15 protein-coding genes are annotated in these 14025 nt (G+C 52.3%); 8 read left to right on the top strand and 7 right to left on the bottom strand.

What is annotated here, in order from left to right; all coding sequences use genetic code 11:
- Positions 1-227: 227 nt before the first annotated feature.
- From hisJ to hisP, 4 genes are all read left to right on the top strand, one after another.
- Entirely contained in the window at positions 228-1010 is a 783-nt protein-coding gene (gene hisJ / locus FDW97_RS08205) for a histidine ABC transporter substrate-binding protein HisJ (protein WP_003028120.1), read from the top strand.
- Positions 1011-1196: 186 nt separating this feature from the next.
- Entirely contained in the window at positions 1197-1883 is a 687-nt protein-coding gene (locus FDW97_RS08200) for a histidine ABC transporter permease HisQ (protein WP_038642334.1), read from the top strand.
- Positions 1880-2587: a histidine ABC transporter permease HisM gene (hisM, locus tag FDW97_RS08195; RefSeq protein WP_038642332.1), complete on the top strand. Its 708-nt coding sequence runs from the start codon at positions 1880-1882 to the stop codon at positions 2585-2587. Before FDW97_RS08200 ends, hisM begins: the two co-directional genes overlap by 4 nt.
- A gap of 13 nt (positions 2588-2600) precedes the next feature.
- Positions 2601-3374: a histidine ABC transporter ATP-binding protein HisP gene (gene hisP, locus FDW97_RS08190; RefSeq protein ID WP_038642330.1), complete on the top strand. Its 774-nt coding sequence runs from the start codon at positions 2601-2603 to the stop codon at positions 3372-3374.
- A 33-nt stretch (positions 3375-3407) separates the two neighbouring features.
- On the opposite strand, the gene FDW97_RS08185 is transcribed toward hisP, so the two are convergent.
- The 4 genes from FDW97_RS08185 to yfcG form a co-directional block, all read right to left on the bottom strand.
- Positions 3408-3923, bottom strand: a complete 516-nt coding sequence (locus tag FDW97_RS08185) for a GNAT family N-acetyltransferase (protein ID WP_074458484.1) — start codon at positions 3921-3923, stop codon at positions 3408-3410.
- Positions 3924-3994: 71 nt separating this feature from the next.
- Positions 3995-4888, bottom strand: a complete 894-nt coding sequence (locus FDW97_RS08180) for a TIGR01777 family oxidoreductase (protein WP_038642326.1) — start codon at positions 4886-4888, stop codon at positions 3995-3997.
- A 19-nt stretch (positions 4889-4907) separates the two neighbouring features.
- The gene (gene folX / locus FDW97_RS08175; protein WP_038642324.1) at positions 4908-5270 is read right to left on the bottom strand and encodes a dihydroneopterin triphosphate 2'-epimerase; all 363 of its coding nucleotides are present in this window, start codon (positions 5268-5270) and stop codon (positions 4908-4910) included.
- A 54-nt stretch (positions 5271-5324) separates the two neighbouring features.
- Positions 5325-5960 (bottom strand): GSH-dependent disulfide bond oxidoreductase, encoded by a 636-nt coding sequence (gene yfcG, locus FDW97_RS08170; RefSeq protein WP_069323632.1) that lies wholly within the window; start codon positions 5958-5960, stop codon positions 5325-5327.
- A gap of 134 nt (positions 5961-6094) precedes the next feature.
- Here yfcG and yfcF point away from each other — a divergent pair, with 134 nt between their 5' ends.
- The 3 genes from yfcF to yfcD are packed head-to-tail and all read left to right on the top strand — an operon-like array spanning position 6095 to position 7957.
- Complete coding sequence (gene yfcF, locus FDW97_RS08165; protein ID WP_137350880.1) at positions 6095-6739, top strand: glutathione transferase; 645 nt, start codon at positions 6095-6097, stop codon at positions 6737-6739.
- 55 nt (positions 6740-6794) lie between these two features.
- Complete coding sequence (yfcE, locus tag FDW97_RS08160) at positions 6795-7346, top strand: phosphodiesterase (protein ID WP_069323380.1); 552 nt, start codon at positions 6795-6797, stop codon at positions 7344-7346.
- Positions 7347-7402: 56 nt separating this feature from the next.
- Complete coding sequence (yfcD, locus tag FDW97_RS08155) at positions 7403-7957, top strand: NUDIX hydrolase YfcD (RefSeq protein WP_006683645.1); 555 nt, start codon at positions 7403-7405, stop codon at positions 7955-7957.
- Positions 7958-8013: 56 nt separating this feature from the next.
- On the opposite strand, the gene yfcC is transcribed toward yfcD, so the two are convergent.
- The 3 genes from yfcC to ackA form a co-directional block, all read right to left on the bottom strand.
- Positions 8014-9534, bottom strand: coding sequence for a putative basic amino acid antiporter YfcC (gene yfcC, locus FDW97_RS08150; RefSeq protein WP_087857358.1), 1521 nt, complete (start codon positions 9532-9534; stop codon positions 8014-8016).
- Positions 9535-9734: 200 nt separating this feature from the next.
- Positions 9735-11879, bottom strand: a complete 2145-nt coding sequence (pta, locus tag FDW97_RS08145) for a phosphate acetyltransferase (protein ID WP_038642314.1) — start codon at positions 11877-11879, stop codon at positions 9735-9737.
- A gap of 76 nt (positions 11880-11955) precedes the next feature.
- The gene (gene ackA / locus FDW97_RS08140; protein WP_006683648.1) at positions 11956-13158 is read right to left on the bottom strand and encodes an acetate kinase; all 1203 of its coding nucleotides are present in this window, start codon (positions 13156-13158) and stop codon (positions 11956-11958) included.
- A 339-nt stretch (positions 13159-13497) separates the two neighbouring features.
- Between ackA and yfbV the strand changes: the two genes are divergently transcribed.
- Positions 13498-13953 carry a terminus macrodomain insulation protein YfbV gene (gene yfbV, locus FDW97_RS08135; RefSeq protein ID WP_038642312.1) on the top strand — a complete coding sequence of 152 codons (456 nt, stop codon included), beginning with the start codon at positions 13498-13500 and terminating at the stop codon, positions 13951-13953.
- The last annotated feature ends 72 nt before the right edge of the window (positions 13954-14025 follow it).

Here is a 14025-nt window from a genome sequence, read left to right as displayed (position 1 = left end):
GCTGCACCATGGCGGGTAACCATTATGGTGCATCATAAATTCAGTGCACTGTTTTGGGGCCTTTATCGCTGACTTAATAAGCATGAGTGCATACTTAAGCGCTTTTCATGCAAATAAATACCGCCGACAAGGTAGAATGCTTTGCCTTGTCGGCCTGATTAATGGCACGATAACTGCACCTGGTCCTGTAAAGATCCCCTATAAAAGACAGTCTGTTGAGGATAGTTATGAAAAAACTGGTGTTGTCTCTTTCTCTGGTCCTGGCTTTCTCCAGTGCTACCGCAGCATTTGCAGCCATTCCGCAAAAAATTCGTATCGGCACCGATCCTACTTATGCGCCGTTCGAATCGAAAAATGCGCAGGGTGAATTAGTCGGTTTTGATATCGATCTGGCTAAAGAGCTATGCAAACGTATTAATACACAATGTACCTTCGTGGAAAACCCGCTGGACGCGCTGATCCCTTCGCTAAAAGCGAAGAAAATCGATGCGATTATGTCTTCGCTTTCCATTACTGAAAAACGTCAGCAGGAAATCGCGTTTACCGACAAACTTTATGCAGCCGACTCGCGTCTGGTTGTCGCTAAGGATTCTGCTATTCAGCCGACCATTGAGTCGCTGAAAGGCAAACGTGTCGGCGTGCTGCAGGGCACCACTCAGGAAACGTTCGGCAACGAACACTGGGCGCCAAAAGGTATTGAAATTGTCTCCTATCAGGGACAAGACAACATCTATTCTGACCTGACTGCCGGGCGTATTGACGCCGCATTCCAGGATGAAGTCGCTGCCAGCGAAGGCTTCCTGAAACAGCCAGTTGGTAAAGATTACAAATTCGGCGGCCCGTCTGTGAAAGACGAGAAATTGTTTGGCGTGGGTACCGGTATGGGGCTGCGTAAAGATGATAACGAGCTGCGCGAAGCACTGAATAAAGCCTTTGCGGAGATGCGCGCTGACGGCACTTACGAGAAGCTGGCTAAAAAGTACTTCGATTTTGATGTTTATGGCGGTTAATCACCGCAGGTGCTGATAAAGCCCGTAGATTTTTGACGCGTTGAATTTATGTCTGATGGCGCTGTGCTCATCCGGCCTACGTTGATTTTGTAGGCCGGATAAGGCAACGCCGCCATCCGGCATTTAACGGTGAGTCTGAAATCAAAAGAGGCTTATTACTCCACCACACACGACAGGACAGGCAGCATGTTGTATGGCTTTTCAGGTGTTATTTTACAGGGCGCAATTGTTACGCTTGAGCTGGCTCTCAGCTCAGTGGTGCTGGCGGTTCTGATAGGCCTAGTCGGCGCGGCAGCAAAACTGTCGCAAAGCCGGGCGTTGGGGCTTATTTTCGAAGCGTACACCACGCTTATCCGCGGCGTGCCCGATCTGGTCTTAATGTTGCTCATCTTCTATGGATTACAAATCGCGCTGAATACCATTACCGATGCAATGGGGGTCAGCCAGATTGATATCGATCCGATGGTAGCAGGGATAATCACGCTCGGATTTATCTACGGGGCTTACTTTACCGAAACGTTCCGCGGCGCGTTTATGGCTGTGCCCAAAGGCCATATTGAAGCCGCGACGGCATTCGGCTTTACCAGTTCACAAATATTTCGCCGCATTATGTTCCCGGCGATGATGCGCTATGCCTTACCGGGAATTGGTAATAACTGGCAGGTTATTCTCAAAGCCACGGCGTTGGTATCGCTGCTCGGTCTGGAAGATGTGGTGAAAGCCACTCAGCTTGCCGGGAAGAGCACCTGGGAGCCGTTCTATTTTGCCGTGGTGTGCGGGGTCATCTATCTGGTGTTTACCACAGTTTCTAATGGTGTGCTGCTGTACCTTGAGCGCCGTTACTCCGTGGGTGTGAAGAGGGCTGACCTGTGATTGAGATAATTCAGGAGTACTGGAAATCCCTGCTGTGGACGGACGGTTACCGCTTTACCGGTGTGGCAATTACTTTGTGGTTGTTGATCTCGTCGGTGGTGATGGGCGGCATACTGGCGCTGTTTTTGGCGATTGGTCGCGTTTCCAGCAATAAATTTATCCAGTTCCCGATCTGGTTATTTACCTATGTTTTTCGTGGCACGCCGCTGTATGTACAGCTGCTGGTGTTTTATTCCGGGATGTATACGCTGGAGATAGTCAAAGGAACGGACTTCCTCAACGCGTTTTTCCGCAGTGGATTGAATTGCACCGTACTGGCGTTGACGCTGAATACCTGCGCCTATACGACGGAGATTTTCGCCGGGGCGATTCGTTCTGTGCCACATGGTGAGATTGAAGCCGCGCGCGCTTACGGTTTCTCGTCATTCAAACTGTATCGCTGCATAATTTTGCCTTCCGCGCTGCGTATTGCGCTGCCGGCATACAGCAATGAAGTGATTTTAATGCTGCACTCCACGGCGCTGGCGTTTACCGCCACGGTGCCTGATTTGTTGAAAATCGCCCGCGATATCAACTCGGCAACGTATCAACCGTTTACCGCTTTCGGTATTGCCGCGGTGCTGTATTTGATTATTTCGTATGTCCTGATCAGTCTGTTCCGTAAAGCGGAAAAACGCTGGTTGCAGCATGTATCCTCTAAATAATTCGAGTAACACGATGTCTGAGAATAAATTAAACGTTATCGATTTACATAAGCACTACGGCGAACATGAAGTGCTGAAAGGGGTATCGCTGCAAGCTAATGCGGGTGATGTTATCAGTATTATCGGTTCGTCAGGTTCCGGTAAAAGTACCTTTCTGCGCTGCATTAACTTTCTTGAAAAACCGAGCGCTGGTTCTATTGTCGTCAGTGGGCAGAACATTGGACTGGTGCGTGACAAAGACGGCCAGCTCAAGGTTGCGGACAAAAATCAACTGCGTTTGCTGCGCACAAGACTAACCATGGTCTTTCAGCACTTTAATCTGTGGAGCCACATGACGGTGCTGGAAAACGTCATGGAAGCGCCGATTCAGGTATTAGGATTGAGCAAGCAGGAAGCCCGCGCACGCGCGGTGAAGTATCTGGCTAAAGTGGGCATCGATGAGCGAGCGCAGGGTAAATATCCGGTGCATTTGTCTGGTGGTCAGCAGCAGCGCGTTTCTATTGCGCGAGCGCTGGCGATGGAACCGGAGGTGTTGCTGTTTGATGAACCCACCTCGGCGCTTGACCCAGAGCTGGTCGGCGAAGTGCTGCGCATTATGCAGCAACTGGCCGAAGAAGGGAAAACCATGGTGGTCGTGACCCATGAAATGGGGTTTGCCCGAAATGTCTCCACGCATGTGATCTTTCTGCATCAGGGGAAAATTGAAGAAGAGGGCGACCCGGAGCAGGTATTCGGCAACCCGCAAAGCCCACGCTTGCAGCAGTTCCTCAAAGGATCGCTGAAGTAATTCAGTTGCCCGGAGGCGCTATGCTTTCCGGGCCTACCGCTTTAACGCATCGCACTCCAGGCGATAAACCCAGTCGTCGTGCGCTACCCCATTAATTTCATACGCTTTTTCCAGCACCTGCGTTCGTACAAAGCCCGTCTTTTCCAGAACACGTATCGACCCCTTATTCTCTGCCAGCACGTAAGCATTTATCGCCGTGACGCCAGCCTGCTCCAGGGCATACTGACACACCGCGCGCACGGCTTCGCTGGCAATACCTTTCCCCTGCGCATGCGGCATGAGGGCGTAACCGAGGTCGGCCTCATGCGGATAAAGATGACTGATTTGCAGACCAATATCGCCGAGCGGCGTCGGGTTGTTATGCTCGCGAATAACAAATGTGTGCTGTGCGGCAAGGCGTCTGGCGAATAACAGACGCGTATCCTTTGCTGGGGCGATGTCGCCCATATAGCGCATGACTTCAGGGCTTTCACGCAGTCTCTGGAAAAATGACCAGTCAGAAAATTGAAACAAAGAGAGGGTAAGACGGGGAGTCGATATTTTTGCCATAACGTCGCCATTGCGGAAGTCAGATCTATAACCTTACCATCGCAACGGCGAATGTGAATAGCGCTTAGCAACTATCGGATAACATCCGCTAGCGCCTCTTCTAAATCGTACCAGCGAAACGCGAAACCGGACGCTTCCAGGCGTTTGGGTAACGCCCGCTGTCCGCCGAGAACCAGCACGGAAGACTCGCCCATCAGTAGACGTATTACGCCAGCGGGAACGCGCAGAATGGCTGGGCGGTTTAATGCATGACCCAGTGCGTGGGCAAACTGCTCATTGTGTACCGGGTACGGTGAAACCATATTGAAGGGGCCACGCAGATCGTTATCCAGCAGCCAGATAATACCGTTGACCATATCATCAATATGGATCCAGGCCAGATACTGGCGTCCGTTACCAATCGGGCCGCCTAAACCAAGACGGAATGGCGGGACCATTTTCCCCAGAATCCCGCCAGCAGAGGCCAATACCACGCCGGTACGCAACATACACACGCGGGTTTTGTCACTTTGCGCTGTGCTGGCAATTTGCTCCCAGCGGGCGCACAGCTTATGGGTAAATTCGTTATGCGGCGGCTCTTCTTCCGTGACGACAACTTCGCCCAGATCGCCGTAGTAACCGGTAGCGGAACCGGATATTAACACCGCGGGCGGCGTCTCGCTGGCGTTGATTAAATCGACCAGTTTCTGCGTGATGCCCCAACGACTCTGACACAGGCGCTCTTTTTGCTCAGCGCTCCAGCGCTTATCTGCAATAGGCTCTCCGGCAAGGTTAATCACGGCATCAATGTCATCGAGATTTTGCTGCTCTGCCAGCCCCTTCCATAACGTGACCCGAGAGTCGAGAATCTGACGCGCCTTATCAGGGGTACGTGTCACTACGGTTATCTGATGCCCCAGTTCGAGCAGGCGGGGGATCAGATGACGTCCAATCAGGCCAGTACCGCCGGTAATCAGAATCTGCATGTCGCCTCCCGGGTTACGTTTAGCGCTGCCAGCTCAGCGTCATGGATACTGAGTCGGCGTAACGCAATGCGTGAAGTTTATCGATCTCCACTTCAGCATAAGTGACCCAGTGATGTTCGCGTGCGATATCGAGCACATCTTGAGTTAATTTTTCTAATAGTGAGAAGCGGTTACTCTCCACGTGCGCAATGATGCTTTTGGTGATAGTGCGATAATTCAGCGCGTCGTTGATATCTTCGCTGATACGGGCTTTGTCTGCCGGATAATGAATGGCAATGTTGATGACGATATCCTGGCGGTTAAGGATCTCCTCTTCTTTGATGCCGATAAAGGTGCGCAGACGAAGGTTTTTTATACGAATAATCGCGTCAGGTTGTGACATTGCAGGTTTCCTCCATGTATGAACCTATTCATGATACACGAGAATCGAACCGTGTTACCGCTTCTCACTCTGCGCTTGCTGCATGGCGCGTTCTGTAGCGGGCCGCGTACGGATGCGCTCATGCCAGTTATTAACCGCCGGGTAATTGTCGAGGTCGATACGCTGACGCTGGTGGGCATGAATCCATGGCCAGCAGGCTATGTCCGCAATGCTGTAGTGATCGCCCCCCAGCCAGGGGGAGGTTTCCAGACGTTTATTCATCACGTTGTACAGGCGCTGGGTTTCAACCTGGTATCTTTCAATGGCGTAGGGAATAGTCTGCGGGGCGTAATGACTGAAATGGTGATTCTGACCGAGCATGGGGCCCAGGCCGCTGACCTGCCAGAACAGCCATTGCAGCGTGGTGTGGCGCTCACGCAACTCACCGCTCAGCAGCTTGCCGCTCTTTTCCGCCAGATAGAGTAAAATTTCTCCGGACTCAAACAGGCTGATCGGGCTTCCACCATCCTGCGGCGCATTGTCGATAATGGCCGGGATTTTATTGTTCGGCGAGATCTGCAGAAAATCAGGACGAAACTGGCTACCTTTGCTGATATCGACATGAATCAGACGGTATTGCAGCTGCGCTTCTTCAAGAAACAGCGTGATTTTGTGACCGTTTGGCGATGGCGTGTAATAGAGATCGATCATTTTCAGCGTCCGTTTTGTCATGAACCGGGTCATTACAAGTATAGAGCCTGTTGGCGTGCGTGAGTTTTCATCAAGTGACAGCGAGAGAAAGACTCTATATTTTGAAGGCAAGCCAATACACTTCAGAGGACGTTATGAGCAAACCTGCAATTACGCTGTGGTCAGATGCCAATTTTTTCTCCCCTTACGTGCTGTCTGTTTATGTCGCTCTGCAAGAGAAAGGGCTACCTTTTACGCTGAAAACTGTTGATCTCAACAGCGGTGAACACTTGCAACCTTCATGGCAAGGTTATGCGTTGACGCGCCGCGTGCCAGTCCTGGAGATTGACGATTTCGAGCTGAGCGAATCATCAGCAATTACTGAGTTTCTGGAAGAGAGCTTTGCCCCGCCGCAGTGGGAGCGCATCTACCCACACGATGTGCAAAAGCGCGCGCGGGCTCGCCAGGTGCAGGCGTGGATCCGCAGCGATCTGATGCCTATTCGTGAAGAGCGCTCAACGGATGTTGTTTTTGCTGGCGTGAAAAAAGCGCCGCTGAGCGACGCCGGAAAAGCCAGTGCGGAAAAACTGTTCGCCACTGCGAGCAGTTTACTGAGCGATGGTAAACAGAATTTATTTGGCGAATGGTGTATCGCTGATTGCGATTTAGCGCTAATGCTTAATCGTCTGGTCCTTAACGGCGATGAGGTGCCAGAAGCGCTTGCGGAATACGCCACCTTCCAGTGGCAGCGCGCTTCAGTTCAGCGTTTTATCGCGCTTTCAGCGAAGCGTTCCTGCTGACCATCGGAGCGTAATCCAGTATCATTACAAGGTAATTTTCAACGAGGAGTGAGTGATGAAACTGATGTTCGCATCGGACATTCATGGTTCGTTGCCAGCCACGGAACGCGTACTCGAACTGTTTAGCGCAAGCGGTGCGCAATGGCTGGTGATATTGGGTGATGTTTTAAATCACGGACCGCGTAATGCGTTGCCGGAAGGCTATGCGCCCGCGCAGGTTGCAGAGCGGTTGAATGAACTGGCAGCGCGGATTATCGCGGTGCGTGGCAATTGCGACAGCGAAGTGGATCAGATGCTCCTGCATTTTCCGATAACCGCGCCGTGGCAGCAAATTCTGACAGAAAACCAGCGACTCTTTTTGACGCACGGGCATCTTTTTGGCCCGCAAAATATGCCAGCGCTCAGCGCGGGAGATGTACTGGTTTATGGCCATACTCATCTGCCGGTTGCCGAGTTGCAAGGGGATGTCTATCACTTTAACCCTGGCTCGGTAAGCATCCCGAAAGGAGGCTTTGCGGCAAGCTACGGGATTCTGGATGATAATGTTCTCAGCGTAATGGCACTCAATGATCAAAGTGTTATTGCGCAGATCGAGATTAATCCGTAATTTACCCCACAAACATAAACGCGCCGTAAGAGCGCCAGAAAAAAGAAGGTTTCCTGATGGTGGAACAGCGTCGTTTGGCAAGTACGGAATGGGTGGATATTGTGAATGAAGACAACGAAGTCATCGCACAGTCCAGCCGGGAACAAATGCGGGCGCAGCGCTTACGCCATCGTGCGACGTATATCGTGGTGCACGATGGTATGGGCAAAATTCTGGTTCAGCGTAGGACTGAGACAAAAGATTTTTTGCCCGGCATGCTGGATGCCACCGCTGGCGGTGTTGTTCAGGCTGACGAGCAGCTACTGGACTCAGCGCGCCGTGAAGCGGAAGAGGAGTTAGGGATTGCGGGTGTGCCGTTTGCCGAGCACGGTCAGTTTTATTTTGAAGACCAGAACTGTCGCGTCTGGGGCGGGCTGTTTAGCTGCGTTTCCCACGGGCCGTTTGCACTTCAGGAAGAAGAGGTCAGTGAAGTTTGCTGGCTGACGCCGGAAGAAATCACCGCACGCTGCGACGAATTTACGCCGGACTCACTGAAAGCGCTGGCGCTGTGGATGACCCGCAACGCCAAGAATGAAGGGGCGAAAGCCGAAAAGCAGGAAGAAGCCGAGTAACGTCTGCTCATCCGGCCTACAGCGTCGAGAAATCATGTAGGCCGGGCAATCATTTTTTAATGGTAACCCATTATCTGCGCCCCAATCACCACCACGCTGGACATAATAAACAGCAGGCCCAACAGCGTGGCGCCCACTTTCAGCCAGTTACGAAAATCCACCCGACAAACGCCTAACGTTGCCATCAATGATGCCGACGTCGGATAGATAATGTGACTGAATCCGTCGCCAAACTGGAAGGCCAGTACGGTGACCTGACGGTTTACGCCAACCAGATCGCCCAGCGGCGCTAATAGCGGCATGGTCAATGCAGCCTGGCCAGAACCGGACGTGACGAAGAAATTAAATACCGCCTGGAACAGCAGCATAAACCATGCAGCGATAGCGTTATCCAGCCCGCTGATACCGTTGGCAATGCTGTGCAGCAGGGTATTTAATACGCTGGCTTCGCCCGCCTCTCCGTTACCGACCAGCAGTAATATGCCCTTGGCGAAACCGACCAGCAGGGCGGGAGCAATCATCATTCGCGCGCCTTCAGTGAATGAAGATGCCATGACGTTGACCGTCATACCGTTGAGACGGAACACAACGCCGATGATGCCAATCACCAGTCCCATCGTGAAGAACTGGCTGGCGATCTCAGGAATAAACCACGCGTTGACGATAACGCCCCAGACGACCCAAATCATCACCGCCGTCAGTACCAGCAGCACCAACCAGTCGCCCAACGTGAAGCGGCGTTCTACAACCTCGTCCTGCTGCTCGCGAAAAAAACGGTCTGACTCATGTACCCGGGAGAGAAGCGGATTTTTTTTGATGCGTGCTGCGTAGGCCAGGGTGAAGGTCAGCCCTATCAGGGTCGCAACGACCCACACGACGATACGCAGACCGGAACCAGAGAGCACCGGGACGCCTGCAATACCCTGTGCGACCACTACGCAGAACGGGTTCATCCACGAACTGGCAAAACCAATCTGGGTAGCGATATAAGTGACCAGAACGGTGGTGATACTGTCGTAACCTAAGCGTACCATCAAAGGCGCGATAATAATGGCAAAGGCGACCGCCTCTTCGCCCATGCCAAACACCGCGCCGCCTAATGAGAAGAGAACAAACAGCACCGGGATAAACAGGACCTCGTTACCTCGCGTATGGCGAATGAGCGCCAGGATACCGTTATCAATGGTTCCGGTACGCATAACGATGCCGAATGCGCCACCAATCACCAGCATAAACATAATAATGCCGACGGCGGTGCCGAATTTAGAGCCGGAGGTTAATCCTTCAAACGGAAAATTCATCAGGCCGGGGCGTTCATCTCCGGTGGTGAAAAACTGCACCCGGTGATACTGCTCTTCACCCGCATCGTTGGTCAGAATACGAAAAGAGTGGGGGTCGACAACTTTACGGGTTTTGGTTTGCCCATCAACCTGATACTGCACTTCCTGGCTGTCGAACATCCCGACCGGAACAACCCATGTCGCCAGGCTGGTTAAAATGGCGACGAAAAAAATAATCACCAGCGTATCGGGCATCGCCCATTTTTTGGCTGGCTGTGATTCTGTGACTGCTGACATGAAAGACTATCCCTGTTGCAATGCAAAAGAGAGTAAGTATGCAAACAGAAGAATAGTTATTCATTGATGCAGCGCATCCTGGCAAATATTTCAGAATGTACCAAAGAAAAAACAGATATAAAAAAACCGGAAATATCAGCTATTTCCGGTTTGATAAGCAGAGGTGTTGCCGGATAAGAGATCCGGCACACCGCAGCAAATTACTTCTGCTGCTGGGAAGACTGGATCGCGGTCAGGGCGATGGTATAGACGATATCGTCTACCAGCGCGCCACGGGACAGGTCGTTCACCGGCTTGCGCATACCCTGCAGCATTGGCCCGATGGAGATCAGGTCGGCAGAACGCTGTACCGCTTTGTAGGTGGTGTTACCGGTGTTCAGATCCGGGAAGATGAACACGGTAGCGCGACCGGCAACCGGCGAGTTCGGCGCTTTGGATTTCGCTACGTCAGCCATAACCGCGGCGTCGTACTGCAGCGGACCGTCGATCATCAGGTCAGGACGTTTTTCCTGCGCCAGACGAGTCGCTTCGCGAACTTTCTCTACATCGCTACCTGCACCAGAGGTACCGGTGGAGTAGGAAAGCATCGCAACGCGCGGTTCGATACCGAAAGCGATGGCGGATTCAGCGGACTGAATGGCGATTTCTGCCAGTTGTTCAGCAGTCGGATCCGGGTTGATCGCGCAGTCACCGTAAACGTAAACCTGTTCCGGCAGCAGCATGAAGAACACGGAAGACACCAGCGAGCTACCCGGCGCAGTTTTGATCAACTGCAGCGGTGGACGAATGGTGTTTGCGGTAGTGTGAACGGCACCAGAAACCAGACCGTCAACGTCGTCCTGCTCCAGCATCAGGGTACCGAGAACCACGTTGTCTTCCAGCTGTTCGCGGGCAACGGTTTCGGTCATGCCTTTGTTCTTACGCAGCTCAACCAGGCGAGCAACGTAGCTTTCGCGAACCACATCGGGATCAACGATTTCTACGCCAGCGCCCAGCTCAACGCCCTGAGAGGCCGCAACGCGGGTGATCTCATCCGGGTTACCCAACAGAACGCAAGTAGCAATACCGCGTTCAGCACAGATAGCAGCCGCTTTAACGGTACGCGGTTCGTCGCCTTCCGGCAGAACAACACGTTTGCCCGCTTTACGCGCCAGCTCGGTCAGCTGATAACGGAACGCCGGTGGAGACAGACGACGGCTGCGTTCAGAAGTCGCGGTCAGAGATTCAATCCAGTCAGCGTTGATGTAGTTAGCAACGTATTCCTGAACTTTTTCGATGCGCTCGTGATCGTCAACCGGAACTTCCAGGTTGAAGCTCTGCAGGCTCAGAGAGGTCTGCCAGGTATTGGTGTTCACCATGAATACCGGCAGGCCGGTAGCGAATGCACGTTCGCACAGTTTGTTGATGCGCGCGTCCATTTCGTAGCCGCCAGTCAGCAGCAGAGCACCGATTTCTACGCCGTTCATAGCAGCCAGACATGCTGCAACCAGCACGTCAGGACGGTCGGCAGACGTCACCAGCAGAGAACCTGCGCGGAAGTGCTCCAGCATGTGCGGAATGCTGCGTGCGCAGAAAGTCACAGACTTCACGCGACGGGTGTTGATATCGCCTTCGTTAACGATGGTGGCGTTCAGGTGACGCGCCATATCGATTGCACGGGTAGCGATCAGATCGAAGCTCCATGGCACCGCGCCCAGAACCGGCAGCGGGCTGGATTCTTGCAGTTTAGCCGGATCAACTTTGATCACCTGCGCTTTGGAAGAGTCGTCGAAAATCTCGGACAGATCCGGGCGAGTACGGCCCTGGTCATCAACCGGCGCGTTCAGTTTGTTAACGATAACGCCAGTGATGTTGGTGTTTTTCGCGCCGCCGAAGCTGCTGCGAGTCAGTTCAATACGCTCGTTCAGCTGTTCCGGGGTATCGGTACCCTGAGACATCACGAAGACGATTTCTGCATTCAGCGTTTTCGCGATTTCGTAGTTCAGAGACTGCGCGAACTGATGCTTACGTGTTGGGACCAGGCCTTCAACCAGTACAACTTCAGCATCTTTGGTGTTCGCGTGGTAATTCGCGATGATCTCTTCCATCAGCACATCTTTCTGATTGCTGGACAGCAGAGATTCAACGTGGCTCATCTTCAGCGGCTCAGCAGCTGGCAGGTTAGAGTTCGCACGAACGATAGTGGTAGTCTGGTCTGGCGCATCGCCACCGGCACGAGGCTGAGCGATGGGTTTAAAGACGCTCAGACGAACGCCTTTGCGTTCCATAGCGCGGATCACGCCGAGGCTGACGCTGGTCAGGCCGACGCTGGTTCCGGTAGGGATCAGCATAATAATACGGGACACGGTTTATCCTCTTTCGTTACCGCCCATTTCAGGCGGGTTACAAAACAGCACCGCCAGCTAGGCTGGCGGTGTGAAATCAGGCAGTCAGACGGCTCGCGTCTTGCGCGATAACCAGTTCTTCGTTGGTTGGGATAACCACCGCAGGACGGGTACCTTCTTTGTTGATGAAACCAGATTTGCCGAAACGTGCGGCCAGGTTACGCTCGTGGTCAACTTCAAAGCCCAGAACGCCCAGTTTGCCCAGAGACAGTTCGCGAACCATCGCTGCGTTTTCACCGATACCACCAGTGAAGACAACCGCATCCAGACGACCATCCATCAGCGCAGTGTAAGAACCGATGTACTTCGCCAGACGGTGGCAGTAAACGTCCATTGCACGTTTAGCGTCTTCTTTGGTTGTGTAGTTATCTTCAACATAACGGCAGTCGCTGGTGACTTCGGTCAGACCCAGCAGACCGGATTCTTTGGTCAGCATTTTGTTGATCTGGTCAACGCTCATGCCCAGGGTGTCGTGCAGGTGGAAGATGATCGCCGGGTCGATGTCACCGGAACGTGTACCCATCACCAGACCTTCCAGCGGGGTCAGACCCATGGAGGTATCAACACATTTACCGTTACGGATAGCAGATACAGAACCGCCGTTGCCCAGGTGGCAAGTGATGATGTTCAGTTCATCAACCGGTTTGTTCAGCATTTTTGCCGCTTCCTGAGTAACAAAGAAGTGGCTGGTGCCGTGCGCGCCGTAACGACGAACGCCGTGTTCTTTGTACAGGCTGTACGGCAGAGCATAGAGGTAAGACTCTTCCGGCATAGTCTGATGGAACGCGGTGTCGAATACAGCCACGTTTTTGTCTTTCAGGCTTGGGAAGGATTTCAGCGCTTCTGCGATACCGATCAGGTGAGCCGGGTTATGCAGCGGTGCGAAAGAGGCAGAATCTTTGATGCCCTGGATAACGGAATCATCGATAACCACAGAGCTGGTATACTTCTCGCCGCCGTGTACGATACGGTGACCGATAGCGGTCAATTGCGCAGACAATTCTGGTTTTTGTGCCAGAATAGTGTTAACGATAAAGTTCAGCGCTTCACTGTGAGCGGCGCCTGCACCTAAAGCCGCTTCTTGTTTACCGCCGTCCATTTTCCACTTGATGCGTGCTTCTGGGAGATGGAAACATTCGGCTAAACCAGAGAGGTATTCTTCACCGTTTACTGCATCGATGATGGCAAATTTCAGTGAGGAGCTACCGCAGTTCAGAACCAGTACTAACTTACTCGACATGGAAGTACCTATTTATGATACGTGGCTAAAAAAACGTCAGGGAGTCATAGAGCGTAGCGCATGATGACACCGACGTTTATGATTAACATCATGCGCCAGAGTCTTTTTGGGCACGATGGAATAAATACCTTTGAGTCTATGTCATTTTGCGTATTTTTCAGCCAGTGGCATACTGTATGCCAATTTGACGACTCAATGATTTTGGACTAAAGGCCTTACAGGCCGGCACAGGATACCTGAATGTGGGTATCAAAGACAAAATGTTTTGAACAATGTCCTTTATAGTTGTTGTTTTGCACAAATTTTTTAATTTTTATATGTGAAGTTGAGGTAACCGCCATGTCGACACCGGATAATCGTTCCGTCAATTTTTTTAGTTTGTTTCGCCGGGGGCAGCACTATGCGAAGACGTGGCCAATGGAAAAGCGCCTCGCGCCCGTATTTGTTGAGAACCGCGTCATCCGTATGACGCGTTACGCAATCCGTTTTATGCCGCCCATCGCTGTTTTCACCTTATGCTGGCAAATTGCTTTAGGCGGGCAGTTGGGACCCGCCGTGGCGACGGCGCTGTTTGCGCTCAGTCTGCCGATGCAGGGCATGTGGTGGCTGGGTAAGCGTTCTGTCACGCCGCTGCCGCCTTCAATACTCAACTGGTTCTACGAAGTTCGGGGTAAATTGCAAGAGGCCGGACAGGCGCTCGCTCCGGTAGAAGGAAAGCCTGATTATCAGGCGCTGGCTGACACGCTTAAGCGCGCCTTCAAACAACTGGATAAAACTTTCCTTGATGATTTGTAATTGACCCCTGATTACGCATATAAAAGAAGGCATCAAGATGCCTTCTTTTTTTTCATCGTAGTAGTAGTGATA

Source organism: Citrobacter sp. wls708 (assembly GCF_005281255.1).
Taxonomy (GTDB): Bacteria; Pseudomonadota; Gammaproteobacteria; order Enterobacterales; family Enterobacteriaceae; genus Citrobacter; species Citrobacter werkmanii.
This window is presented reverse-complemented; position numbering and strand designations above follow the sequence as displayed.

Bases quoted from the DNA above. Each gene is read 5' to 3' on its own strand.
- hisJ (WP_003028120.1), top strand. From the start codon at position 228: ATGAAAAAACTGGTGTTGTCTCTTTCTCTGGTCCTGGCTTTCTCCAGT.
- FDW97_RS08200 (WP_038642334.1), top strand. From the start codon at position 1,197: ATGTTGTATGGCTTTTCAGGTGTTATTTTACAGGGCGCAATTGTTACG.
- hisP (WP_038642330.1), top strand. From the start codon at position 2,601: ATGTCTGAGAATAAATTAAACGTTATCGATTTACATAAGCACTACGGC.
- FDW97_RS08185 (WP_074458484.1), bottom strand. From the start codon at position 3,923: ATGGCAAAAATATCGACTCCCCGTCTTACCCTCTCTTTGTTTCAATTT.
- FDW97_RS08180 (WP_038642326.1), bottom strand. From the start codon at position 4,888: ATGCAGATTCTGATTACCGGCGGTACTGGCCTGATTGGACGTCATCTG.
- folX (WP_038642324.1), bottom strand. From the start codon at position 5,270: ATGTCACAACCTGACGCGATTATTCGTATAAAAAACCTTCGTCTGCGC.
- yfcG (WP_069323632.1), bottom strand. From the start codon at position 5,960: ATGATCGATCTCTATTACACGCCATCGCCAAACGGTCACAAAATCACG.
- yfcF (WP_137350880.1), top strand. From the start codon at position 6,095: ATGAGCAAACCTGCAATTACGCTGTGGTCAGATGCCAATTTTTTCTCC.
- yfcE (WP_069323380.1), top strand. From the start codon at position 6,795: ATGAAACTGATGTTCGCATCGGACATTCATGGTTCGTTGCCAGCCACG.
- yfcD (WP_006683645.1), top strand. From the start codon at position 7,403: ATGGTGGAACAGCGTCGTTTGGCAAGTACGGAATGGGTGGATATTGTG.
- yfcC (WP_087857358.1), bottom strand. From the start codon at position 9,534: ATGTCAGCAGTCACAGAATCACAGCCAGCCAAAAAATGGGCGATGCCC.
- ackA (WP_006683648.1), bottom strand. From the start codon at position 13,158: ATGTCGAGTAAGTTAGTACTGGTTCTGAACTGCGGTAGCTCCTCACTG.
- yfbV (WP_038642312.1), top strand. From the start codon at position 13,498: ATGTCGACACCGGATAATCGTTCCGTCAATTTTTTTAGTTTGTTTCGC.